19 protein-coding genes are annotated in these 25334 nt (G+C 40.9%); 6 read left to right on the plus strand and 13 right to left on the minus strand.

Annotated features, from left to right (window positions below; genetic code table 11):
- Window positions 1-6 precede the first annotated feature (6 nt).
- Together CLV99_RS14735 and CLV99_RS14740 are read left to right on the plus strand one after the other, a co-directional pair.
- Complete coding sequence (locus tag CLV99_RS14735; RefSeq protein ID WP_133585281.1) at window positions 7-873, plus strand: hypothetical protein; 867 nt, start codon at window positions 7-9, stop codon at window positions 871-873.
- On the plus strand, window positions 873-1310 hold the full coding sequence (locus CLV99_RS14740; RefSeq protein ID WP_246032779.1) for a hypothetical protein: 438 nt from the start codon (window positions 873-875) through the stop codon (window positions 1308-1310). The genes CLV99_RS14735 and CLV99_RS14740 overlap by 1 nt, the downstream gene beginning before the upstream one ends.
- Before the next feature lie 9 nt (window positions 1311-1319).
- Here the strand turns inward: CLV99_RS14740 and CLV99_RS14745 are convergent, their stop codons facing one another.
- Entirely contained in the window at window positions 1320-2024 is a 705-nt protein-coding gene (locus tag CLV99_RS14745; RefSeq protein ID WP_211348548.1) for a DUF4397 domain-containing protein, read from the minus strand.
- A gap of 142 nt (window positions 2025-2166) precedes the next feature.
- On the opposite strand from CLV99_RS14745, the gene CLV99_RS14750 reads away from it, so the two are divergent.
- The 3 genes from CLV99_RS14750 (at window position 2167) to CLV99_RS14760 (ending at window position 6633) form a co-directional block, all read left to right on the plus strand.
- A complete protein-coding gene (locus CLV99_RS14750) occupies window positions 2167-4875 on the plus strand; it encodes an FtsK/SpoIIIE family DNA translocase (RefSeq protein ID WP_133585284.1) in 2709 nt (902 codons plus the stop codon).
- Between the two features lies 1 nt (window position 4876).
- On the plus strand, window positions 4877-5530 hold the full coding sequence (locus CLV99_RS14755) for a LolA family protein (RefSeq protein WP_133585285.1): 654 nt from the start codon (window positions 4877-4879) through the stop codon (window positions 5528-5530).
- Window positions 5531-5595: 65 nt separating this feature from the next.
- Window positions 5596-6633, plus strand: a complete 1038-nt coding sequence (locus CLV99_RS14760) for a LacI family DNA-binding transcriptional regulator (RefSeq protein ID WP_133585286.1) — start codon at window positions 5596-5598, stop codon at window positions 6631-6633.
- On the opposite strand, the gene uxuA is transcribed toward CLV99_RS14760, so the two are convergent.
- The 6 genes from uxuA to CLV99_RS14790 all read right to left on the minus strand — a co-directional run bounded on the left by uxuA (window position 6617) and on the right by CLV99_RS14790 (window position 14583).
- On the minus strand, window positions 6617-7789 hold the full coding sequence (gene uxuA, locus CLV99_RS14765) for a mannonate dehydratase (RefSeq protein ID WP_133585287.1): 1173 nt from the start codon (window positions 7787-7789) through the stop codon (window positions 6617-6619). The two genes, CLV99_RS14760 and uxuA, sit on opposite strands and share 17 nt — an antisense overlap.
- 13 nt (window positions 7790-7802) lie before the next feature.
- Window positions 7803-8624: an SDR family oxidoreductase gene (locus CLV99_RS14770; protein WP_133585288.1), complete on the minus strand. Its 822-nt coding sequence runs from the start codon at window positions 8622-8624 to the stop codon at window positions 7803-7805.
- A gap of 111 nt (window positions 8625-8735) precedes the next feature.
- On the minus strand, window positions 8736-10124 hold the full coding sequence (locus CLV99_RS14775; protein WP_133585289.1) for an MFS transporter: 1389 nt from the start codon (window positions 10122-10124) through the stop codon (window positions 8736-8738).
- A 46-nt stretch (window positions 10125-10170) separates the two neighbouring features.
- Window positions 10171-11574, minus strand: coding sequence for a glucuronate isomerase (uxaC, locus tag CLV99_RS14780; RefSeq protein WP_133585290.1), 1404 nt, complete (start codon window positions 11572-11574; stop codon window positions 10171-10173).
- 197 nt (window positions 11575-11771) lie between these two features.
- Window positions 11772-13190, minus strand: coding sequence for a Gfo/Idh/MocA family protein (locus CLV99_RS14785; RefSeq protein ID WP_133585291.1), 1419 nt, complete (start codon window positions 13188-13190; stop codon window positions 11772-11774).
- A 13-nt stretch (window positions 13191-13203) separates the two neighbouring features.
- Entirely contained in the window at window positions 13204-14583 is a 1380-nt protein-coding gene (locus tag CLV99_RS14790) for a 3-keto-disaccharide hydrolase (protein WP_133585292.1), read from the minus strand.
- A gap of 208 nt (window positions 14584-14791) precedes the next feature.
- On the opposite strand from CLV99_RS14790, the gene CLV99_RS14795 reads away from it, so the two are divergent.
- Complete coding sequence (locus tag CLV99_RS14795) at window positions 14792-16021, plus strand: glycoside hydrolase family 88 protein (RefSeq protein ID WP_133585293.1); 1230 nt, start codon at window positions 14792-14794, stop codon at window positions 16019-16021.
- A gap of 47 nt (window positions 16022-16068) precedes the next feature.
- On the opposite strand, the gene CLV99_RS14800 is transcribed toward CLV99_RS14795, so the two are convergent.
- From CLV99_RS14800 to CLV99_RS14825, 6 genes are all read right to left on the minus strand, one after another.
- Window positions 16069-16839, minus strand: a complete 771-nt coding sequence (locus CLV99_RS14800) for an SDR family oxidoreductase (protein ID WP_133585294.1) — start codon at window positions 16837-16839, stop codon at window positions 16069-16071.
- 8 nt (window positions 16840-16847) lie between these two features.
- Entirely contained in the window at window positions 16848-17969 is a 1122-nt protein-coding gene (locus tag CLV99_RS14805; RefSeq protein WP_133585295.1) for a DUF4861 family protein, read from the minus strand.
- A gap of 10 nt (window positions 17970-17979) precedes the next feature.
- The gene (gene kduI, locus CLV99_RS14810) at window positions 17980-18825 is read right to left on the minus strand and encodes a 5-dehydro-4-deoxy-D-glucuronate isomerase (protein WP_133585296.1); all 846 of its coding nucleotides are present in this window, start codon (window positions 18823-18825) and stop codon (window positions 17980-17982) included.
- Window positions 18826-18907: 82 nt separating this feature from the next.
- Window positions 18908-21382 (minus strand): glycoside hydrolase family 95 protein, encoded by a 2475-nt coding sequence (locus CLV99_RS14815; RefSeq protein WP_133585297.1) that lies wholly within the window; start codon window positions 21380-21382, stop codon window positions 18908-18910.
- Between the two features lie 20 nt (window positions 21383-21402).
- On the minus strand, window positions 21403-22896 hold the full coding sequence (locus CLV99_RS14820) for an alpha-L-fucosidase (RefSeq protein WP_133585298.1): 1494 nt from the start codon (window positions 22894-22896) through the stop codon (window positions 21403-21405).
- A gap of 36 nt (window positions 22897-22932) precedes the next feature.
- Entirely contained in the window at window positions 22933-25164 is a 2232-nt protein-coding gene (locus tag CLV99_RS14825; RefSeq protein ID WP_133585299.1) for a glycoside hydrolase family 2 protein, read from the minus strand.
- Window positions 25165-25334: the final 170 nt, after the last annotated feature.

Genomic DNA, 25334 nt, shown 5'->3' on the forward strand with positions numbered 1-25334 from the left:
TAGACCATGAATCAAAGAGACACATATAACGAGCCAATGGAAGAGAATAACCTTCCGGATTCACTACGTGTCACCCCTTTTTCTACAGATAAGGATTTCTTTGCTAAACAGGAAGAGCTGATACGAGCCGAAATTAAAATTGGCCTACAGAGTTCTTCACTGAAATCAAGTGGATATACGGTGCCTGAGGGATATTTTGGACAATTAAAGGAATCTATTTTCCTAAAAGAATCTGAACGTAAACTCAAAGAGCAAGCAGCTGATTCATCGTATCAAGTACCAGAAAATTATTTTGAAAACCTAGCGGATTCAATACGCGTTAAAATTTCAGAGATCAATCTTAAAGAATCTGTTGTACAGAGCGGTTTTGCCGTTCCAGCAGACTATTTTGCGACTTTAGAAAATCGTATTACCACACAGGGTTCAGAAGAATTCCTAAAGTCAAAGGTCGCAACTGATGGTTATTCGACTCCAGCAGATTATTTTCAATCACTATCGGGCAAGATAATAACTAAAACATCAGCACATAGCAAAGATGAAGGAGTAAAAACAATTGCTATTAACAGAGAAAGAAGCTGGTATAGCTATATTTCTGCTGCAGCAGTTTTATTCCTTATCGGATTCGGTTCTTATTTTGCACTGAAACAAACTCCATCATCCGATGCGACTCCCAATCTACAAACTAACACATCGAAAATCAATGTGAAGGATGTAAGCGATGAAGAGATACTGGAATATCTCGCCCAGGTTTCGGAAGGAGAAGAGCTAATTCACCTCACAAAATTTGTAGAACAAGAGAAAACGAGCCAAGACCATATTGACAATTCAATAGACGACGAGGATATAAAGGAATATTTAAACTACATGTTATAATGTTACGGTTAAAGTATATTTTAATTGCGTTTTTTGCACTACTGTCTTCCCATTCAATCTCATTTGCACAACAAAGAAACTTTGAAGCAATTGAAAGTGAGAAGATTGCCTATATTACTAAAGAATTAAAAATTACTCCAAGTGAAGCGCAAAAGTTCTTCCCTATCTATAATAAGTATATGGATGAACTAAGGGAGTTGAAAAAAGCAAAAAGAGGAGAATCACCACAACAATCCAATTCTTTTATGGGAGGCAAGCGGGATGTCATTGCTTTTGACGCCAAAGAAGTCGAGACAAAGAAAAAATACAGAGAAGAATTTTCCAAAGTTCTCGGACAGGCAAGAGCGTCACAGTTCTTTCAGGTTGTTGAAGATTTCAACGATTTACTGAGAAGTACATTACAAGAACGACAAAACCAAGAGCGAAGAAGAAGATAAAAATTGCTATTAAAGCTTTATAGATTTTAGAGAAACCTCTTCGTCTTTACTGTCCGAATTCAGTAATCCAACCAACATTAAGGTATAGAGAGTCCTATTTTCTGGGACAAAAGTCTGTGAAATCTCCGGAGTCTTATTGCGATCTCCAGTAGGTATTATTTTCAAACTCAAACTTTCGTTAGCCTTTACTTCGATAAACTCGGTAACATCTTTAAAAGGAATGTTCCCAAACAAAGGCTGGGTCTGCTCCTTATCCCACATACTGAGAGCTGGAGCATCTTTAACCATATGTACGAATCTTATCTTCGCATATCCATCCCTAGGAACTACGATATTATCCTTTGAAAGTTTGACTTGAATACCTCCCTCCTCATAAAGGAACAGACTGTATATATTTTCTGCCTGCAACGTTATACCCGTTGACGTACGCAGTGGTTCACCTTTTGTCGTCATCCCTTCAATATTCAACCTCTTCTGTCCCGGAAAACTATTCCGATGCCGCATAAACTCACCGAAAGAAAATTTTTCATTTGTATTGTTAAACCGTACACCGTCTAAAAAAAGATTGACCTCTGAAGTACCGGGAACAGCATTGAAGGCTGCTAAACTAGAAAGACTCCCCGGATTATCAAATACGCGATTTGCATCATCCTTTACACAACTGCTTAAAAACAGTGTTATCAAAAAAAGCGCAACATTATATCTATACTTCATGGCTGACGAACAAAATACTAATTTACTCATTAAAACGAACAGTATACAACAATCGCTACAGATACCTTATAAATCCAATGACAACACTGCATTTCTACGGTTTTTTTTAATAAGTTTGTATAAGGTAAAGTATAACATTTTCATGGCATACAAAGGCAATACATTTAAAAATAGCAGTCAGAGTAGAAGTACTAAAGAGGCAAAGAATACTGCAACAACATCAACTAAAAAGATTCCCTCATTCGTCAAATCTTTCGATAACATTGATTTTTCGGAGGGACAAAGAAAAGCGTTAAAAATAATTGGTCTTTTCCTTATACTAAGCTCTTTTTTACTAGCAGTTGCTTTTACATCTTACCTTTTTACATGGAAAGAAGACCAAAGCTATATTGCAGCGACAAACGGAGGATGGAAAACACTATTTGATACCAGTGCAGAACTTCAAACTGAAGGATTAGAAACCCCAATCGTCGAGAATAAATTAGGAAAGTTAGGTGCCCTTCTTGCCAACATGTTTATTTTCGAGTGGTTTGGTATTGCCTCTTTTCTTTTTATCCTGATTTTATTTGTAGTTGGTTATAAACTGCTCTATAAAAAATCAATACTTCCGGTATGGAAAACCGTACTTTATTCGTTTATTGGCATCATATTTCTTTCCGTCACTCTCGGATTTATACAAGAATATATAACGGAGACGCCACATATCTTAGAAGGGAAGTTTGGTTTCTGGACCAATCAGTTATTAAACACACAAATCGGGAAATATGGTGTAGCTGGCCTTTTGATATTCTCCTATCTCACCGCCTTGATATTGATCTACAACCTTGATCTCAAATTATCATTTCAATCAACCAATAAATCCGATAATGTAGACTTTGAAGAAGAGGAGGATGAAGAACCGACCCAAATAAACAGAGTCTCCACACCAAAGAACCAGCCTGTCCCTAGCCCAGAAAAAGAGGAAGAGATTAATATTGATGGTGCCGTAATAGAAGTTTCAAATACCTTGCGAGGTAGGAACACGCCCAACCTATCTGCCAACCTATCTCCAAGTCTGAATGACAGGTACGCGCATCTACAGGAAGACAACCAAGAAGAGATCGAGGCCCCATCCCTAGACGATATAGAGGTTATCAACAGTGTGAACTTTGAAACAAAGGCTCAAATAGAACCAATTGCATCTTCGGAGAATACAACGATCGAATTGTCCATAGATCCTCCTCTTGATATTGAACCTCGCCAAGAAGAAGAAAACCAAGAGCCAACTTTAATTATTGAGGAACAAAAAGAAGAAAAGTCTATATCAGCAAGTGATTTGGTCGCTCAATTTGGAGAATACGACCCAAAACTGGATTTATCAAGTTATCAGCACCCTACGTTAGAGCTACTAAAGGACTATGGTACTGGAAAAATCACAATCAACCAACATGAGCTTGAAGCCAACAAAAACAGGATTGTTGAAACATTAAGAAACTACAGCATTGAGATAGAACACATCAAAGCAACGGTAGGTCCTACAGTCACCTTGTATGAAATCATCCCCAAACCTGGTGTACGGATTTCAAAGATCAAAAATCTCGAAGATGACATTGCATTAAGCTTGGCGGCTTTAGGTATACGGATTATCGCACCTATGCCAGGCAAGGGAACCATAGGAATTGAGGTCCCAAATAGTACTCCGGAAATGGTTTCTATGCGTTCGGTGATATCAACCGAAAAATTTCAAAAGACAGATATGGATTTGCCTATTGCACTAGGAAAAACCATATCCAACGAAGTCTATATTGCTGATTTGGCAAAAATGCCTCACCTGTTGGTCGCAGGGGCTACCGGTCAAGGTAAGTCGGTGGGTATAAATGCAATATTGACCTCTTTGCTTTATAAAAAACATCCAGCCGAATTAAAGTTCGTTCTAGTCGATCCGAAAAAAGTCGAGTTATCCTTGTTCAAAAAAGTAGAAAGACACTTTCTAGCAAAATTACCAGGCGAGGAAGATGCTATTATCACTGATACAAAAAAGGTTATCAATACACTAAACTCGCTTTGTATTGAAATGGACCAACGTTATGACCTGCTAAAGAATGGGCAGGTACGTAACTTAAAGGAATATAATGCAAAATTTGTCAATAGAAGATTAAACCCTGAGGAGGGTCATCGATTCTTACCCTTTATAGTTCTTATTGTAGATGAATTTGCAGATTTAATGATGACCGCAGGTAAAGAAGTTGAAACCCCTATAGCACGACTAGCTCAATTAGCACGAGCCGTGGGAATCCACTTGGTCATTGCAACGCAGCGTCCATCTGTCAATATTATTACGGGTACCATCAAGGCCAACTTTCCAGCACGGCTAGCGTTTAGAGTGCTATCCAAAGTAGACTCCCGGACGATTCTGGATTCGGGCGGAGCCGACCAACTTATCGGTCGAGGGGATATGCTCTTAGCTACTGGAAGTGACCTCATACGGATACAATGTGCGTTTGTAGACACACCAGAGGTAGAAAGTATTTCCGATTTTATAGGAGGACAACGGGGCTATCCATCAGCATTCATGCTGCCTGAATACGTAGATGAATCGGGTGAAGGCTCTGGATCTATGGATTTCGATATGTCCGAGAGGGATCAACTCTTTGAAGAAGCCGCCCGTCTTATTGTGATGCATCAACAGGGGTCAACCTCACTGATACAGCGCAAATTAAAATTGGGATATAATAGAGCTGGAAGAATAATCGATCAATTGGAGGCTGCCGGTATTGTAGGTCCATTTGAAGGTAGCAAGGCCCGCGAAGTACTATATCCAGATGAATACTCGCTAGAACAGTATCTAGAGACTTTGAGAAAAGCTGATTAATATGAAAAAACACATTCTTACATTGATTTGTACTGCTATTGCAGCGCTATCTATAGCACAGACCGATCCGGCAGCAACGAAAATGCTAAATGAGGTTTCCAAAAAGTACGATGCTTATAAAACGATTCGTTCGGAATTTGACTTGACTGTGCAAGATGCCAATAAAACAGCTTACAGTAATACAGGAATCATGTATTTCAACAAGCCTAAGAAACAATATGCTATCAAAATGGAAGATCAAGAAATATTGTCCAATGGAAAGACAGTATGGAATATCTCTCACGACATCAAAGAAGTTCAGATAACAGATGCAGAGCATGATGATAGTACTATAGGCCCAAACAATCTTTTCTCCTTCTATAAAAAGGGATATAAATATGTATCGATGCCTGAAGAGAAATTAACTAAAAATGGTAAAACCGAGTCCCTACGTGTAGTAGAATTATCTCCATTGGATACGAAAACAAACTATTTTAAGATAAAATTACGAATCAACCAAAACAATCATATACACGACGTTACAATTTTTGATAAATCCAGTAATCGATTTACTTATACGATTAAGTCACTATACCTAGGCCAAAAATTCGATGAAAGCACTTTTACTTTTGCGAAAGACAAATTTAAAAATTACGAAATAATCGATTTAAGATAAACATAAAAAAAGAGGTTAAATAAACCTCTTTTTTTGTATATTAGGCTCAGGAGGGATCTAATAACATGACCAAAATTACCTTAAAAGAAATTGCTGAAAGATTACATCTATCGCCATCTACTATTTCCAAAGCGCTGAACGATAGCTATGAAATCAGTGAAGAAACTAAGATAAAAGTTAGGGAGTTTGCCAAAGAGCATAATTACCAACCTAACCCCTTGGCAAAATACCTAAAATTAGGAAAGACCAACAATATCGGTGTACTACTACCAAGTATTCAAACTCCTTTTTCGGCTCAGCTACTACAATATCTACACCAGAGTGCCATAAGTAACAGCTACAACATCATCTTCATGCAAAGTATCGATAACGAAGAAGAAGAAGAGAGAGCATTAATGACACTGACCAATCAAGGTGTGGATGGAATTTTGATTGCTCCGGTAAGTGAGACCTCCAATCTAAAACTACTTGCTAGTATACATAACAAAAACTGTCCTGTGGTTATATTTGACCGCATCCACTATAATCTTGACACCCATAAGGTTGGCATCGACAATGTCAAAAGTACTTATCTAGCGACTGAGGAACTCATAAAAATAGATAGAAAAAATATAATAGTACTCTGTGGCAAAAATCTTGGAGTAACGCAATACCGCTTAGAGGGATACCGAAAGGCCCTGGAAGATTATAATATTCCAATTAAAGAAGAAAACATCATCTATATAGACTACAGTAAATCTCTAAAAAAAATAGATGAGAGTTTGAAAGAAGTTATCACCAAGTGCATGCATTCTGACAACGCTCTTAATGCTATTTTGGGTACAACGGAAACCTTGACTACACGTGTACTTGGAATCCTCGCCGACTTAAAAGTACAGGTACCTAAAGAAATTGCAGTTATTGGTTTTTCAAATATAGAATTTGCAAACAGCCTTAATCCCGCGTTATCCACAGTTCACCAACCTACGGAAGAAATGGCTAGTACTGCATTACAATTACTTTTGGATCTTATAAACTCAAAAAGAGAGCGGAGCCAGATAGATTTTCAAACTATTCTTTTAGAAACCTCTATCCAGCTCCGAAAATCTACTGCACTTGCATAAGAGCTATCAGCCCCTGTTCCACCCCTCTTAATTCGGCCAACCCGCGTAATCTACCAATAGCAGAGTACCCGGGATTCGTAACTTTATTCAAGTCGTCTAACATCTGATGCCCGTGGTCAGGTCGAAAAGGAATAGGACGTAGCCTATTTTGATTCTCTTCGACAAATATTTGGAGAAGCCCAGGCATATCTACATCGCCATCAAGATGATCAGCCTCATAGAAATTGCCTATACGATCCTTCTTAACGTTTCTAAAGTGAGCGAAATGAACCCTGTGCTTGATAGCACGGGCTATATCCAAAACATCATTAGACGCGCCCGCTCCTAAAGATCCAGAACAAAAGCAGACGCCATTAAAATGACTGTCTACCCCATTTATTACTCTAAGGTAATCCTCTTTATTGCTGGCTATCCGAGGTAAGCCCAAAATCGGATAAGGTGGATCGTCCGGATGCAGTGCCATCTGTATTCCGTTGGTCTCACAAACCTCTCGAATCTCCCCTAAAAACCACAAGAGATTGCTCAAAAGCCCATCAAGTCCGATATTGGAGTATACGTTTAAACTATTTTGAAGATCCTCCAACGAGATATCTTTTTCGCTAGGAATCCCCATCAATATCACATGAGTTAGCGAAGCCAGATCCTCGGCCGAATGCTCTTTAAAACGTTGCTTGGCAGCCGTTACGATTTCCTCAGAATAGTCCTTATCAGCGCCTTGTCTTTTCAGAATATAAATATCAAATAGAGCAAGGTCGGTCCAATCAAAATACAGTGCTTTTGCCCCATTTTCCATTTCTTTATCGAGCATCGTCCGCGTCCAATCCAATACTGGCATAAAATTGTAAGTAACAATATATATTCCACAGGAAGCGAGATTCGTAAGCGTTTCTTTATAATTATCGATATATCGCATTGCATCACGACCTCTAGTTTTTATAGCCTCATGGACTGGCACACTCTCCACAACAGACCATGAAAGTCCCCCCTCCTCAATTATCCGTTTCCGTTCAAGAATATCCGTTACTGTCCATACCTCTCCATGAGGTACATGGTGTAAAGCCGTGACGACACCTGTAGCTCCAGCTTGTCTGATATCTTGTAAAGACACTGGATCATCGGGTCCGTACCATCTCCAAGTTTGTTCAAATTTCTTCATTTTCTCTTTTTATTTACACGCCTGTCCATGCATTAAACCCACCGTCTACGTACACGGTCTCTCCCGAAACAAAAGCCGAAGCATCACTCAATAGATAAATCAATGTACCTTCCAGTTCACTCGGATCACCCAAGCGGGAATAAGGAGTGCCATTCACAAAACGTTGTGCCCGTTCGGTAAAAGACCCATCCGGATTAGTCAATAAAGTTCTATTCTGCTCCGTCAAAAAGACACCTGGTGCTATAGCATTGACACGCACTTTATCTCCATAGCGCAAAGCCAACTCAGTAGCCATCCATTTTGTATAGCCCACTACGCCATTTTTTGCAACAGTATAGCCCAATACCCTTGTGATCGCCTGACTCGAAGAGAGAGAACCAATATTTATAATCACACCCTTTCCCTTCTCTGCTATCACTTTACCAAAAATGTGGGTGGGTATTATCGTACCGAACAGGTTCAACTCTATTGCTTTGATTGTATCCTGTATATTAGAAGCGAATAAATCCTGATCCGGCCCGATTGTAGCTCCAGGTATATTACCGCCAGCCGCATTAACTAAAGCGTCTATAGTCCCCCATTTGTCCAATACCTGTTGACAAGCATGTAGCATAGACTTTTCATCCAAGACATCTCCTACAATCGCCAATCCCTCTCCTCCAAGTTCTTCAACTAGCATAACACGCTCTTGTGCTTTCACTAGATCTCTCCCAATAATACAGACTTTGGCTCCCGCTTCTGCGATAGCCTTCACAAAATTCTTACCGAGAATACCAGTGCCTCCTGTTACGACAACAACCTTCCCTGATAAAGAAAAACGTTCTAAAACATTCATAATCCAATTATAATTTTATTAAGATAATAAAGCTAATTAAAAAATAAGGTCATCGTTATATATATATACGAAAACGTTTTCGTACGCTTTATAGGAGTAGAATCAAAAAAATTAATCAAAACTAATAATCTTCATTTTTGGCACTAGTAATTTCATAACTCCCCATGCAGCTAAATAAGATACAGCACAAATGCTGAACATGATGGTATACCCAGTTTCGATATGCCCTAATGCCTTATAATGATCAAATAAATATCCACCAAGTTTAGTCATTAAAGCGCCTCCAATTCCTCCAGCCATTCCACCGATACCAACGACAGAAGCTACTGCTCTGCGCGGAAACATATCTGAAACAGTGGTAAATATGTTGGCACTCCAAGCCTGGTGTGCAGACGTACCTATTCCGATCAATAAAACCGGTGCCCAGAAACTATATCCACCTAAAGGCTGCGCTAATAAAACCACCAAAGGAAAAAAAGCAATAGCCAACATAGCTTTCATACGTCCATCATAAGCAGAATATCCTTTGTCTATAAAATATTTAGGGAACCAACCTCCACCGACACTACCAATCATTGTCATACTATAAAGCACTGCTAAAGGCAGCATGATATCCTCATTGACGATATTATATTGATCTTTAAGGTAGCCAGGTAGCCAGAACAGAAAAAACCACCATACTCCATCGGTCATAAATTTGCCTAAAGCAAAAGCCCATGCTTGTCTAAATTTCAACAATTTAACCCAAGAAATAGGTTTTTCATTTACCTCCAGCGGCAATCCTGCTTCCTTACGCCTTTTATCTTCTTCCTGATCCTTGCTAATATACGCACGTTCCTCATCAGACATACGTTTTTGCTTACTGGGTTTTTCATAAAAAACAAACCAAAAAATCAACCAGATAAAACCAAGTGCACCTACAATTTCGAATGCGGTAGCCCAGCCCCAATGACTTGCTATCCAAGGCACCGATAACGGCGCTAGTACCGCACCTATATTAGCACCTGAGTTAAAGATACCTGTAGCAAAGGAGCGCTCACTCTTTGGAAAATATTCTGCTGTAGCTTTGATGGCAGCAGGGAAATTACCAGCTTCACCTACAGCAAGCACCGCACGCGCAAACATAAAGCCAATGATAGAAACTGGTACCGATGCAATTCCTATCCAGCCAAACATATCGATTATTCCCTCTCCAATAAATATAGCATAGGCATGAATAACAGCTCCTACGGACCACAATATAATCGACCAAGCATAACCCCACTTTGTACCAAAACGATCCACAAAACGTCCTGCAAACAGCATAGATATCGCATAGACAAACTGAAATACTGCAGCAATATCTGCGTAATCACTATTGGACCAACCAAACTGTTCTTCTAATGTAGGTTTTAATAAACTCAATACCTGCCGATCCATATAATTGATCGTTGTAGCAAAAAACAACAGCGAACAGATTACCCATCTGTAGTTTCCCATCTTCGTATTTTGTGTATTCATCAAATTTTAGGTTTATATATTGTTTTTTAAATAGGACTTTCCATTTTTAGTAAAATCTAAAATATTCACGCGCATTATAATAACTGATATCCGCTATAATCTTACCTATCCATTCGATATCATCTGGTAATTCCCCCCGTTCGATCTCGCCACCAAATAGATCGCAGACCAATCTTCTAAAATACTCATGCCGTGGAAAAGAAAGGAAGCTACGCGAATCCGTTAACATGCCCACAAAATTACTGATGAGGCCGACATTAGACAATGCATTCATCTGTCTTGTCATACCATCCTTTTGATCCAAAAACCACCATGCCGATCCAAATTGAATTTTACCTTTGACAGATCCATCATTAAAATTGCCGGCCATAGCGGCAAAGAGTTCATTGTCTGCCGGATTGAGATTATACAATATAGTTTTCGCTAATTTGCCACGGCTGTCTAAACGATCCAAAAAACAAGATAGTGCTTGCGCCTGTTTAAAATCTCCTATAGAATCATGTCCTGTATCTCCACCTTTAGCCTGCAACATCCGCGTATTATTATTACGAAGTGGCCCCAAGTGGTACTGTTGTACCCAGTCTTTTTCATGATCCCACTCTGCAAAATACAATAGTAGTGCAGATTTAAATTTTAACACCTCTTCAGCAGCAGGTTGTTTTCCTGTACGAATTTTATTAAATACAGCATCTATTTCAGCATCTGTATAAGCTTCTGTGTACATGTATTCTAAACCGTGATCGGAGACTGAGCAACCGCATGCCGCAAAAAAATCATGTCTTTGTTTCAGACTGTCCAAATAATCTTGAAACCTTACGATCGACCTATCTGTGACTTCTTCTAGTTTTGAAATATAGCTATTCAATGCAATAGTATCATTCGCATTCATCGCTTTATCGGGTCTAAATGCTGGCAACATCTTAATTGAAGTTCCCTCCTTGGCAAAGTGTTGATGGTTTTCTAACGAATCGATAGGATCATCTGTGGTACATATTACCTCCACATTCATTCTTTTCAGTAAGCCTCTCGCCGTAAAACCGGGAGATTTTATTTGTTCATTTGCTTGCTCATAGATACTTTCGGCAGTTTTAGGAGACAAAAGTTCCGTAATACCGAAATAACGCTGCAATTCTAAATGTGTCCAATGGTATAACGGATTCCTTAAGGTGTAAGGAACTGTTTCAGCCCATTTTAAGAACTTTTCTTTATCCGAAGCATCCCCTGTTATATATTTTTCATCTACACCGTGTGCACGCATCGCACGCCATTTGTAATGATCGCCCCCCAACCAAAGCTGTCCTAGGTTATCGTATTTTGTATCCCGTGCTATCTGATCGGGCGGTAGGTGATTATGATAGTCTATAATTGGTAAGTTCTTTACAAAGCCATGGTATAATTCCTGCGCTCTACATGTGTCCAATAAAAAATTGTCGTCTAAAAAATTCTTCATTAATGGGTTTAAATTCTAGCATTAGTAATCTATTCTGACCATATATCTTATAATTGTTCAGATGAGGTTACACCGTTACTACTTATTACATACGAGCATAATAGAATCGCAATATAGGTAACATTTACAGTCTTGTTCACAAACTATTTACGAAAACGTTAGCGTAAGCCTTAGATGAACAAAGCAGGTTTCGCCTGTCAGATTCTGTAAAAATCTTCCCACCCCTTTCTGGGAGGAGGCCCCATCAAAAGCGCATTGGCAAATTGATTATTTACGATTTGCTTTTTACTGGTATCAAACTCAATTTTTGAATTTAATCGCTGCGCTATTACGCCAAGACAAAACACCTGGCTCAATGGTCCTGATATCGAGAATGGCGAACGTGTCTGCTCAACTCCTTGACAAGCCCTCAAGAAGTTAGCGTAATGGTTCGAACTAGAAGCCGGAACTTCAGGCAATTTATTGGCCATATCTTTGCCCTTCGCATCGGATATAATTTGTAAGGTGCTACCGTGTGACCCTCCTTTGAAAATTAAATCTTTGGAATAGATAATCTTTCCTGGATTTAACTGAGCAGGTTCCAATTGCCCCGTACTGGGAGGTGGAATATTGGGATCTAATCCCGAAACGCCGTACCCTTCCGGAATAGGAGGAAGATTGTTAATACCATCATACCAGTTTATCTCCACAGCTGGTTTATTCTGGCGCTTTGGAAAACTAAACTTTAGCGTGGACGACATCGGAAAAAAGAAAGAATTATGACCTTCCAACATGATGGGGTCTACGACCGTAGGTAGCCCCAGTTCTAAAAACTCGTGAGCGGTATCCAAGATATGTGCGCCCCAGTCGCCCAATGCTCCCATACCAAAATCGAACCAACAGCGCCACTGTCCATTAATAAAATCTTTGTTATAGTGGTGTCCTAGCGTATGCATCTGCCAAAGATCCCAATCTAAGGTATCTGGTATCGACTCTTGATTTGGAAAGTTTTTCATATTGATATCCCATCCATGCCAACGACGAGGCATATTCATATGGGCATCTATACGTGTTACATCTTTAATCACACCTGCTTTTTCCCAGGCTTTGAATTGAAAGTAGTTAGCTTCTGAGTGCCCCTGATTCCCCATCTGCGTGGCTATTTTTTTGTTCTTTTTTGCTTTTGCCATCAAGAGTTCGACCTCATGGAAGGTATGTGCAAGAGGCTTTTCCACGTACACATGCTTCCCTAAATCCATAGCCATCATAGTAGCTGCAAAGTGGGCAAAATCTGGTGTACCAATAGAGACTCCATCGATCTCATTGCCCATCTTGTCAAACATGATGCGAAAGTCCTGAAATTGCTTCGCATCAGGAAATAGCTTCAGAATATCCAAAGTTTGCTTAGCTCCCAGATCGACGTCGCATAAGGCGACGATATTACACAATCCTGTACTATGAAGTGCTTTTATAACTTCAGCTGCACGATTGCCGATACCAATACAGGCAAGATTTACGCGATCATTCGGAGATGCCATTTTGAGCTGTCCGAGTAGGCTGTTACTCAACAGTGCCGCTCCACCGGTTATTACAGATTTCCTTATAAAACTTCTTCTGGAGAAACTATTATTTATCATGATGGTAGATGATTTAGTTCAGTTCTTTAATTTTAATATTACGGAAAGAGACATGATCACCATGATCTTGTAAGAGAATATGTCCCTCCTCAGCCTCACCAAACCGTTCCCAGTTTTTATACTTGCTCAACGCGACCAGATCTTTGTACTCCTTAGATCCTCGTATATAGGACAGCACTTTAAAACCATTAAGGTAGTGTGTGACTTGCCCGTCCGCCGACACCACTATGCGTCCACGATTCCAGGACCCGATGGGCTTCAAACCACGTGTTGTTTTGTTTGCCGTAATCAGATCATATAGCGAAGCTAACGTACGGTTTCCATCGAGTCCTTCTTTTGCATCTGGATGCAATTGGTCATCCAAAATTTGATATTCCAACCCAATAGCTGACCCACTAGTTTGTTCTTGGAGTGTAACAAAGTACTTAACGCCACTATTAGCACCTGGAGAAAGTTTAAATTCGAAAGAAAAATCAAAGGTCTTGTATTGCTTTTTTGTAACGATATCACCACCATTTGTCGATTCGGCTCCATCTGATTTCAACACGCTAATTTGTCCATTGTTAATCTCCCAGCCTTTGTCCGGAAAATCACTGCTGCGCACGCTTCGCCAGCCATCCGCATTCTTGCCATTAAACAACAATTCATAGCCAGCTTTTTTCTCAGCTCTACTCAAATGGTTTGGCTTTAAATTAACGATATAGACATCTTCGGGAAAACTACGTGGCTTTAGGTCTTGGGTTTGGATACGGATATTTTTAAAATAAACCTTCTTTCCTGCCAAATAATCTGGTATCCCATGCACCTGTAGGGCGATAAAACCTTTTGGATCTAAGGTATCGATGAGATAAGTTACAGGCACCCCATTGAGCCAAGTCTTGGTTTCATCGCCAATAGCTTCGATGCGAATGTGGTTATAATCCTCCACTTTGTAAGCAGTCTTGGCTTTTTCGTTGAGGTCTACAGGATAAAGCCACAGTCTACGAGACTCATCATAGATACCTCCTGACCACGAGCGAGCAGTGGGATCGATTTCGACTTGTCGACCATATACTTGCCCCTTCTCATTGATATGACTTCGGGTTTGTACACCTGAATTAGTTTCGGTCCCCTCTAACTTTACTTCCAGTTCGAGGATAAAATCACCATAATCTCTCTCCGTTAATAAAAATGAATTAGGTGTCCCTTTTACCATTGTACCAACAATTACTCCGTTTTCAACGGTATAAGGAGCTTTCCCTCCAGCTGTCTTCCACCCTTTCAAAGTCTTACCATCGAACAGATCAGTCCACTTTTCTCCTTTGCTCTGAGCGTGAACACACGCTGTTGTCGAAAAGAACAAAACAAGTCCGACAATAAAAATTTCTCTTGTTACAGATTTAATGCTTGCCATCTATTTTGGTTTTAAGTTTTAATTAGTACATGAAGCTAGTAAACTATCCCCAGATTTAGGAGAGATATTAAGAATAAAGTGAATGTTATTTGCGAAAACGATTGAGTTAATAAAAGCATATCTACACCTGTTTATTTTTTATTTTTTGCTTGATAACACGTATTCTTGTGCAGAATAATTACCCTATAAATTTAATATGGAGACTTTTATGAAACGTGTATATTCGTTATTACTTGTTCACACCCTACTATTTCTTTCGGTTACTTTTGCACAGAAACCCACTATCAGTTTAGAGTTTATCAATCAAGAACTATCAGACGCCGCTCAGCAGATCCAGGTATTGGTTGAGGCTACGCCACAGGATAAATTCCCGAAAACTTTTGAAAATGGTCAGCAAAAATATAGCAATTCGGATTGGTGGTGCTCTGGTTTTTATCCGGGGACTTTACTTTATCTATACGAAGGATTAGTCGACCAGAGATTACTTGATGAAGCTAAGGAAAAACTGATCTATTTAACAAAAGAAAAGAACAATAAGGGAACACATGATCTGGGCTTTATGCTTTATTGTAGTTTTGGAAATGCGCTGCGCTTGACCCATGACTCTACCTATAAGGAGGTATTACTAACAGGTGCCGAGTCCTTAGCATCCCGTTATAGTGATAAGCATCAAGTTATTAAATCCTGGAGTTGGGGTTCATGGAATTATGCGGTAATAATTGACAACATGATGAATCTAGAGTTTTTGACTGAAATGTCTAAGCTATCAGGAAACCCAAGATATCGGACTATCGCTATTAATCACGCCAACACCACGATAAAAAATCATTTCAGAAAAGACTACAGCTCCTATCATGTCGTTGATTATGACAAGGATACAGGAGAGGTCTTCGCTAAGAAAACACATCAGGGTGCGGCAGATGAGTCTGCATGGTCGAGAGGACAGGGTTGGGCTCTGTATGGCTATACGATGATGTACCGGGAGACAAAGCACAAAAGCTTTTTGAGTCAAGCCCGCCACATTGCTAAATATATTCTTAACCACCCCAATCTACCAGAAGATCTGATACCTTATTGGGATTTTGATATGGATAAGATCCCTTCATCTAGCAAAATGTATGAAAATAGAGCTTTAAGAGATGTATCCGCTGCTTCTTTATATGCTTCGGCCCTATTGGAGTTAGCCCAATACACCAAAGGAAGCGAAAGCCGTCGTTTCTTTACTGCTGCAGAAACAATAATAAAGAATCTTTCTAAAGCACCTTATAAAGCTAATTATGGTGAGAACGGAGGGTATATCCTTCAGCATAGTGTCGGGGCATTACCGGGGAATTCTGAAGTAGATGTCCCACTGACCTACGCAGACTATTATTACGTTGAAGCTTTGATTCGTTACAAAAGATTATTGGAAGGACAGCCTCTTACATTGGGATTATAATACAACTGAGTTGAGTCGGCTCAAGGTCGGCTCAACTCAGTAAATATTTATCTGCCCATCCAGCCCCCATCAACAGTCAAGATAGTGCCGTGCACATAATCAGATGCTTTGGATGCTAAAAAAACAGCTGGCCCTTTAAAGTCTTGTGGCTGCCCCCACCTTCCTGCAGGTATGCGGCCGAGAATAGATGCAGAACGTTCGGGATCATCACGAAGTGCTTCAGTATTATCTGTAGCGATATAGCCTGGGGCGATCGCATTTACATTGACGCCTTTGGATGCCCACTCGTTGGCAAAGGCCTTGGTCAATGAACCAATGGCACCTTTAGAAGCAGCATATCCGGGAACAGTAATACCTCCTTGAAAAGTCAGTAGAGATGCTGTAAAAATAATCTTACCTGCCCCTCTAGCAATCATATCTTTTCCAATTTCACGTGTCAATACAAATTGAGCATTCTGGTTAATTTCAATAATTTCGTCCCAGTACTCATCAGGGTGTTCTGCTGCTGGCTTACGAAGAATATTACCCGCATTATTGAATAGGATATCGATTACGGGGTGATCCTTTTTTACTTGTTCTATAAACCGGTATAGCTCCTCCCGCTTGGAGAAGTTACATTGATATGCGTAAAAATTACGTCCCAAATCCTTTACAGCTTTCTCAACCGTAGATCCTGTCTTCTCTAACGAAGCGGATACCCCAATGATGTCTGCCCCTGCTTCAGCAAGAGCCTCGGCTAAAGCTTTCCCTATTCCTCTTTTACACCCTGTAACGATAGCAACTTTGCCCGATAGATCAAATGAATTTATAATTGACATTTCTTTACTTATTTAAATTTAATTCTCAATGGCTTTTTTATCGCATCAACGAAATCCTCAACATAGTCTTCCCACCTTTCTGCTGATGTTATCTTTCCGGCTCTATCCCAAGCAGCACCATTATAATAAACAAAAGGCTTTCCATTAGCAATTTCTGTCTTCAACAAGTATTGTTTTAAATCCTCAGGAATAAACTGAATTTTTGCTTTGGGGACGAATAGGGCTATTCCCGTACGACCAGCGTTATTGATCTCGGGTTCCCAATACCATAACGTCCGATCTGAAGCACTATACTCGAACTCAGGATTGCTCTCACCCCGCTTTACAATACCTACAACTACAGGTGTAGTCGCTGCATCTTTATTATCCAAGTTGACCTCGATCCGGCTGAACTGCTGACCTGCATCTATGGATATCGTCTTGCTGAAGGAAACTTTTTCACCTTGTATATCCTGGGGTTCAAAAATCAGACGGAAAGAACTCCTCAAAGGGCCATTATCCAACACCTGATATTGCCTATAATGCTTGGTAAATTGTATCTTATCGCTATAATAAAGAGCTAAATCTCCTGCACCAAGAGTTTGCCCAACGGAATAATAATCCATCCCCTCACCATGATCTTTGTGGTAATCATTTTCTTTATACCACTTATTAATCACAAGTTCATTGGTTCTCTTTGCCCAGTAATCCATCCCCTGTGCATCATCGCCCCTCCCTTCAAGTGCTTTGCCATACATTCGGAAAGCCACGAGATCATTTTCCCAAGCAAAATCATCAAACCGCTCGGGAACATAGCGCGCATAGGTTTTTGATTTAGCTGCTACTGCCCGTTCATTGTTAACTATAAGATGCAAATTAGAATTGGGTGCGATATTCACTTGGATCAACACATTCTTTACTGTCGCCGTCCCCAACTTCTCTAGTTGGTGGACTACGGGCTGACCAGAAGTTTTATCCAGTATACTAAAAACAGTGTCTATCCCAAAGTGCTTAGCGAAAGACGTATAAGGAATCGATATCACCTCTAGCCGATTCTTATCTGTCGGATTCGTCACTTGAATAATTCGCTGAGCCTGTGCCGATAGATATGTTGCGCAACCTATTGCGATCGTTAAAAAGGTCTTCTTCATCGCTATCTACTCACCTCAAATCCGTAATTGGACTTTTGTCCATATCATCATAGTCCATATTTTCGCCTGCCATACCCCATATAAAAGTATAATTGCTGGTTCCGGCCCCAGAGTGGATAGACCAAGGAGGAGAAATGACAGCTTGTTCGTTTTGCATCCAAATGTGTCTGGTTTCGTCGACTGGGCCCATAAAATGAGAAACGGCCTGCCCCTCTGGCACCTCAAAGTAGAAGTAAACTTCCATACGGCGATCATGCGTGTGCGATGGCATAGTATTCCAAACTGACCCTGGTTTCAACTCGGTCATTCCCATCTGAAGTTGACACGTTTGAATAACCGTGTGAAGCAACATTTGGTTGATAGTACGGTGATTCGCTGTTTCCATACTGCCTAACTCAATCTTATTAGCTTCGGCTTTTGTAACCCTTTTGGTAGGATAACTGTGATGAGCAGGAGTGGAATTTAAATAAAACTTAGCCGGATTTGATGCATTATCACTACTGAAATACACCTCCTTTGCACCCTTGCCTATATATAAGGCTTCCTTGGCACCTATCTCAAAAACTTGTCCATCAACCTCAACAACACCGGCCCCTCCAACATTGATAATTCCCAGTTCACGACGCGAAAGAAAGTAAGGCTCTTTTAAAAGAGGTTCTATGGTCTCTAATTTTATTTTCTGTGTAATTGGAAAAGCTCCTCCTGCCATATATCTGTCGTAATGGCTATATACAAAGTGTACTTTGTCTTCGAAAAACAGCTTCTCAATCAAAAAATTATCACGTAATCCATTTGTGTCCAACGACTTGCTTTCATTCGGACCAATTGCGTACCTAGATTCAAAAGTTACTGACATAATTGTATAGTTAAATTGTACTAAATATAGCTAGCTAAGCTAACAACAGCTTAGTTAAAGTTATTATTACACTTAATTGCTACTAGAAAAGATCTATTATTTCATCTTTCTCTGTATCAAAACTCAAATAAAAAAATCCATCTCGTTCAAAACTACGGGCAGGTGTAGCACTTTTCAGTTCACGTTTACTCCGAATGATACATTCTCCTCCGGATAAGGATTTCAACCGCGCATACGTAATCTCCATATCCTTCCAATGTAAATCAACTTGAAAGTTACCACGAGCCTTAATTCCAAGAACCTTTCCCTCCTTCCAAGTCCGCGGTAGCGCCGGCAACAAATCTATTATATCTGTATGACTCTGCATAATCATCTCGGTCATCCCCGCTGTCGCACCAAAATTTCCATCGATCTGAAAAGGAGGATGTGCGTCAAATAAATTGGGGTAAGTGCCGCCACCGCTCGTGCTTTTCACCGTTTTATCTGCCGGGTTTATATAGTTAAATGCCTTTTGTAAAATTTTATACGATCGATCTCCATCCCTCAATCGCGCCCACCAATTAACTTTCCAAGCCATACTCCAACCTGTGCTCACGTCACCACGATGCTCTAATGTTACTCGAGCTGCATCGGCCAGAGCTGGAGTTGTAAGAGGATCAATCTCTGTACCTGGATACAATCCAAAAAGCTGAGAAATATGCCGATGTGTATCCTTAGGGTCATCCACATCGTCATACCACTCCTGTATCTGTCCATATCGTCCGATCTGATGAGGATATACACGTGCTAACTGCTCCTCCAATTCTTTACGAAATGCTTCATCTTCTCCCAATTCTTTTGCTGCCTCAATAACATCAGTAAAGAGCTTGCGAACTATTGCCAGATCCATTGCGGTCCCCTTACCGATAGCATACTTCTTTCCCTCGTAGGTAAAATGATTCTCAGGAGACGATGATGGAACTGTCAGCAGATAGCCTGACTCTGGATCCGCCACCAACCAGTGTTGTAAAAACTGAGCTGCTCCTTTCATCAAAGGATATGCCCTATTGCTTAAGAACACCTTATCCCGATTATACCGATAGTGCTCCCACAAATGTGTGCTCAACCACGCTCCTCCCATCTGCCAGCAGAAAGCTTGCGGATAATAGGTTTTATCCATATCAAAATGTCCTACTGGAGAAGTTTTAGCCCATAGGTCCGAGTTATGATGTGCCATCCACCCCTCATCAATACCATAATTCACTTTAGCCGTCTTTGCACCATTAACAGCCAGTTCCTCAATAAATGAAAACAATGCTTCGTGGCATTCCGGTAGATTAGTACTTTCTGCCAGCCAATAGTTCATTTCAGTATTTATATTAATGGTATAATTGCTCCCCCATGGTGGATGTATCTTATCATTCCACAGTCCTTGTAGATTAGCAGGTCTACTACCAGGTCTTGAACTTGAAATAAGCAAGTAGCGGCCAAATTGATAGTACAGCTTTTGCAACCCGACGTCATCGCCATGTTGCATAAAGAGTTTCAACCGTTGATCAGTAGGCAACTGGCTATAATCAGTTGGTGCAACTAAATCAAACTTCACCCGTTCGAACAGATTTTTATAATCTAGGACATGTTCCTTACGCAACTTCTCCCCTCCTTTATTCATAGCTGCTTTTAGGTATCCCCTAGCAATGCTTCCTGGGTCTACTGCACCATGACCGGACTCCTGATCAAAACCTGCAAAGTTTGTGGACTCTGTCAAATAGAGTGTCACCTCATCCGCATTCTGGATTTTCAACGTGCTATCCTGTACAACGATTTCGCCTCCTTTAAGATCTATACCCAAATGGGCCTCAAAACGGATTCCGCGATTATTATAAACCACCTGATCAGGAAAGTAATTTCGTGCTGCGACCTCATAGGGTGCTTGCCCCTGCATAATCATTCCCCGACTTGTAGCCTTGGTACTATGCCTAAGCTTGCTATCTAATTGGATTCCAAAACTTAGCTTCCCTTTCTTATCCGCCTTAAGCTGGATAACGAGGGTTTTTGCGGGATGACTGATGAATGCCGTACGCTGGTAGCGCGTACCTTTGTTCAAAAAGTCAACGGTTGCAACAGCTTCATTGATATCTAGCGTCCGCACGTATTCCTCCGTTGTACCGCCCATATCAAATAATAAGCGTAAATCCCCTAAAGGAAGATAGCGGGCAGAGTACGGCCCCTGCATATTCCGCCAAATCGCCTCAGCCTCTTCGTAGTTCCTACTAAATATGGCCGATCGCAGTTCTGGAAGGAGTGCTGCCGCTTGCAGATTGTTACCAGGTTCTGGACCTCCTGACCAAAGCGTATGATCATTAAGCTGGAAATGCTCCTCCTGTATACCGCCAAATACCATCGCTCCGCTAAGCCCATTACCCAAAGGCAGTGCCTCCTCCCATATACGTGCCGGTTGATCATACCACAGTGTTAGCGACCTGTCTATACTCTCCTGTGAAAATACAGGTAGCGCACAAAACCAGCTAGTTGCTAGAGTTAAAAAATAAGCGAAACAAGACTTTATTACTTGCATAAGTTAAGCTGTATTAACATCTACATTTTGGCTTCCATTAATTTATCCGCCTTTGATACTGGGGTCCCCAATTTCATCTTGATTACAAATGCACGTGAAGATGAAAAGCTGTTCGGTACCATCACATCGTAATATGTGTTCTTGTCCAAATCCAAGCCTATGTCTGCATGTTTAACCTCCAACGTAACTTTAGTCGACAACAAAATTGCCTCCACAGGCACCTGCGTAGCTGCTTTTGGCACCGCGATACGCACAATACCATTTACCGGCCTGTTGAACACCGTTAAGTACAGATCATCGCCTTTCTGTGTATAGTAACCATATTTAGACAAAGGTAGGTCTGTATGACGTACCCCGTAGACCGCCTCACCGTTTACCTTCATCCAGTCACCAAGTTCCTTTGCTATTTTATCTTCCCGCGGGTGCATATTTCCTTCCCCGTCTGGCCCAAAGTTCAACACGAAGTTACCATTCATCGACACCGAATTCAGCAACATATCGAGGATATCATCCGTCGTTTTGGTATATAGGCCAGACCAGTCTTTCATATAGCCCCAACCGTTGGGCGGTATCGTCATCACCGCATCCCAATCATTGCCATCCAACCATTCGTACTCTTTCGGCATCTTACGCTCCCAGCCCTGCTCATAGTCACCCAATAGGTTGCCGTTCGAATCAAAGTGACGAGCACCATACTCATCGTTTCTAAAACGAGATCCTATAACTAGACCAGGATGCTTCTCCCGCATCTCTTTTTCCAGCTTATAGGTAAAGTCATAGGCAGCCTTCCATGAAGCATCCCAGGTACCATCAAACCAGAGTCCTTTTATCGTAGGGTAATTGTCCAACAACTCTAAAAGCTGATTGCGCGTATAAGCCAGAAACTTATCAAAGCGTTTCTTTTCCTCCGTCGTCTGCGGCACCTTACCCATATAATCTGGATTGTTCCATTCTAGCACAGAGAAATATAAGTATACATCAATACCTTCCGCAGCGTAAGCATCCACTACCTCTTTAACGATATCCTTTTTATAAGGCGTTTTACTGATGTTATAATCCGAGTATTTTGTAGGCCACAAAGCAAAACCATCGTGGTGCTTAGTCGTAAAAATCATATACTTAGCCCCCATATCTTTTGCCTGCTTTGCCCATTTCTTAGCATCAAAGTCTTTTACGCTGAAAGACTTATATAGGTTGTCATAAGTCTTTGTCCAGTCTTTGGGCGCATTAGCGCCACCCCAGCTCCGTATCCATTCCGATGCTGCTGCACCACCACGTGCGCTCACCCCTTCCCACTCATTCCCCGGAATAGCGTATACCCCCCAATGGATAAACTGCCCCAATCCGTAGTTTCTAAAAGCTTCCATATTCGCATCCGTGCGCTTAGCAGACACTAGCGGACCGTACATGACTTCTTTTTGCTCCGTAGGCTTCTTTTTCGGTCCCGTCCATTGTCCATAGCTTGTTCCCGACAATGCAAGCAACACTGCCGATAACAGGATATATTTTTTCATTTTCTTCATAACAGTTTTAACCTTATATAATTGCTATTAGAGCCCCACATGTTCATCCTTCGTGACCGAAGGCTCCCCGATAGCACGTTTATATTTCGGATCGTAGTTCCACTTTATTTCATCTTCGATAGTCTTTCCATCTTCTGTCTTTACGATAGCCTTTACCACATTCTCACCCAAATTCAACTGGACATTATCGTATTTGAAGTGTACGGCAGTTTCACCTATTTTTACTCCTTGCACTACTTTTCCATTCACCGTCAGAATCGGTTCCCCCTGATTAGAGTAAACAGTTATAGGCGTAATTTCATTTCCTCTGTTTACCACCCGACGCTGTGTGATGTATACCACTGGCGTTTTACTCCAATTGGCCTTATACCAATAGAAAGCATCTTTTTTCACTTTTCTATCAAACGTGACAATCCCTTTATAGTTACGAGGACGCACATTCAAGCCCGTAATCGGCGTCGCAAATTCAAAGGTATTCCACAGGTATGAACCTATTAAAGTAGGCGTTTTGGCTATTGTACCCCAGTTGATCTCGTGAAAACGCGTAGCAAAATCCTCTGGGAAGAAATCCGGTTTACTAAACTGATTTCCAAAATTGCCGGTCACCTCCGCCTGATCTTCGATCACAGCCTCAGCCCCATACTCCGAATAAATCAATTTGTAATCGCTAAACTGTTCCGAGATACGCTTAGCCCAAGTCTGTACATCATCCACCTTATCTGATTGATTTTCCAGCTCACCGTTGTACCAACCAAAATAATGGTTGATTCCCTGTACATCTGCATTATTATTTACCGCATGATCGACCACATTATAACCGCTAACCTGCACCGTGTAACGATCCGGATCCTCGGACTTTGCTAGATCATGTAATTTGGACGTCAATTCTACTGTATAGGTATTTGGTGTATACACTTCATTATGTAGCCCCCAGATATAAATAGAAGGGTGATTAAAATTCTGACGGATCAGTTCCTTCATCTGCTGCAGTGCATTATTTTCTTCAAAAGTAGTCACACGATTTACAAAAGGAATCTCTGCCCATACAATTATGCCCATGCTATCACATTTCGAATAGAAATAATCCGACTGCTGGTAGTGCGCCAGACGGATACTTGTCGCCCCCATTTCCTGGATGATGGCCAGATCCTCATCATGATCCGCCTCACTCAACGCCGATCCCTTTCCTTCCCGGTCCTGATGACGGCATACGCCATACAACGGATATTTAATACCATTCAGAAAAAAACCTTTACTCGCGATCAATTCAAACTTACGGATACCCAGTGGCTCTACAATCTCGTCCACGACAACCCCATCACGTTTAACCTGTGTCACTACTTTGTAGAGGTAAGGATCATCCAGCCCCTGCCACAAGTGCGGATTCTTGACATTGATCTCGTACTTCAGCTCCTGTCTTCCTTGGGGCAATAGCGGATAAGATTGCTTATAGGCAGCCTTAATCTTACCGTCATTTTCATAAATAGTTGTTGTCAGCTCTATTGGTTGTATCTTTCCTGTTTTATTTTCCAACTTCACTTTAAAGCCAATATCCGCACTTTTCTTAGACACATTTTTCTGCGTAATATAAACACCAGAAGAAGCAAAATCACTGGTTGCGATACTCACCTCATCCGTTACGATCAGCTCCACCGGGCGGTATATCCCGCCATACATCGGAAACAGTGTATGGTTTACAGGAATCACCTGTGGTGTAGCCTCATTATTCACCTTGACCAACAATTCATTATCGTTTCCATAATCAATCATCTTAGTCAGTTCAAACACAAAGGCCGAATACCCCCCCTGATGGCGTCCTACAAACTGGTAGCTGTCCATAGCCACCGGTTCGCTGTAGGTGACTGATCCCTTGTCCTTTTTGGGTGCAACTGATTTGGTGTTTAGATACACTTCCGTATTCGTATTCACACCTTCAAACTTGATAAATACCCGCTTTCCTTTCCATGCAGCTGGTACGGCAAACGATTTGCGGTAATAGCTATCGCCTACATAAAAGCGTTCATTCTTACCCAAACTTCCTACTTTGATAGTTGTCTCCTGCATATCTGTTGCATTCCAGGTATGTGGTACCTGAACCGTCTGCCATTTACCTTGAAACACTGAGCCGTACTGAAAAACATCGTTGGTAAAGGGTCCTCTTTTGTATGCCCAATCCGAATTAAAAGGAATAACCTCTCGCGCAACAGACCATTGAAGTAAACAAAACAAAAACAAACTCAATAAGGAAGTAACTCTCATGTATAGATTATTAATAATAATTAGATATAATATTGTTTATAAGGTCGCTCTTAAACCTATATAAATTCGTTAGAATATTCCCGCTTTCCACATCCACTTAATTCTTTATAGTCGAAATATAACGACTACGGTATTAAAGTTAAAACAACAAGGCTCCCTTCATTCCTATT

The organism is Sphingobacterium yanglingense, assembly GCF_004363245.1.
Lineage (GTDB): Bacteria > Bacteroidota > Bacteroidia > Sphingobacteriales > Sphingobacteriaceae > Sphingobacterium > Sphingobacterium yanglingense.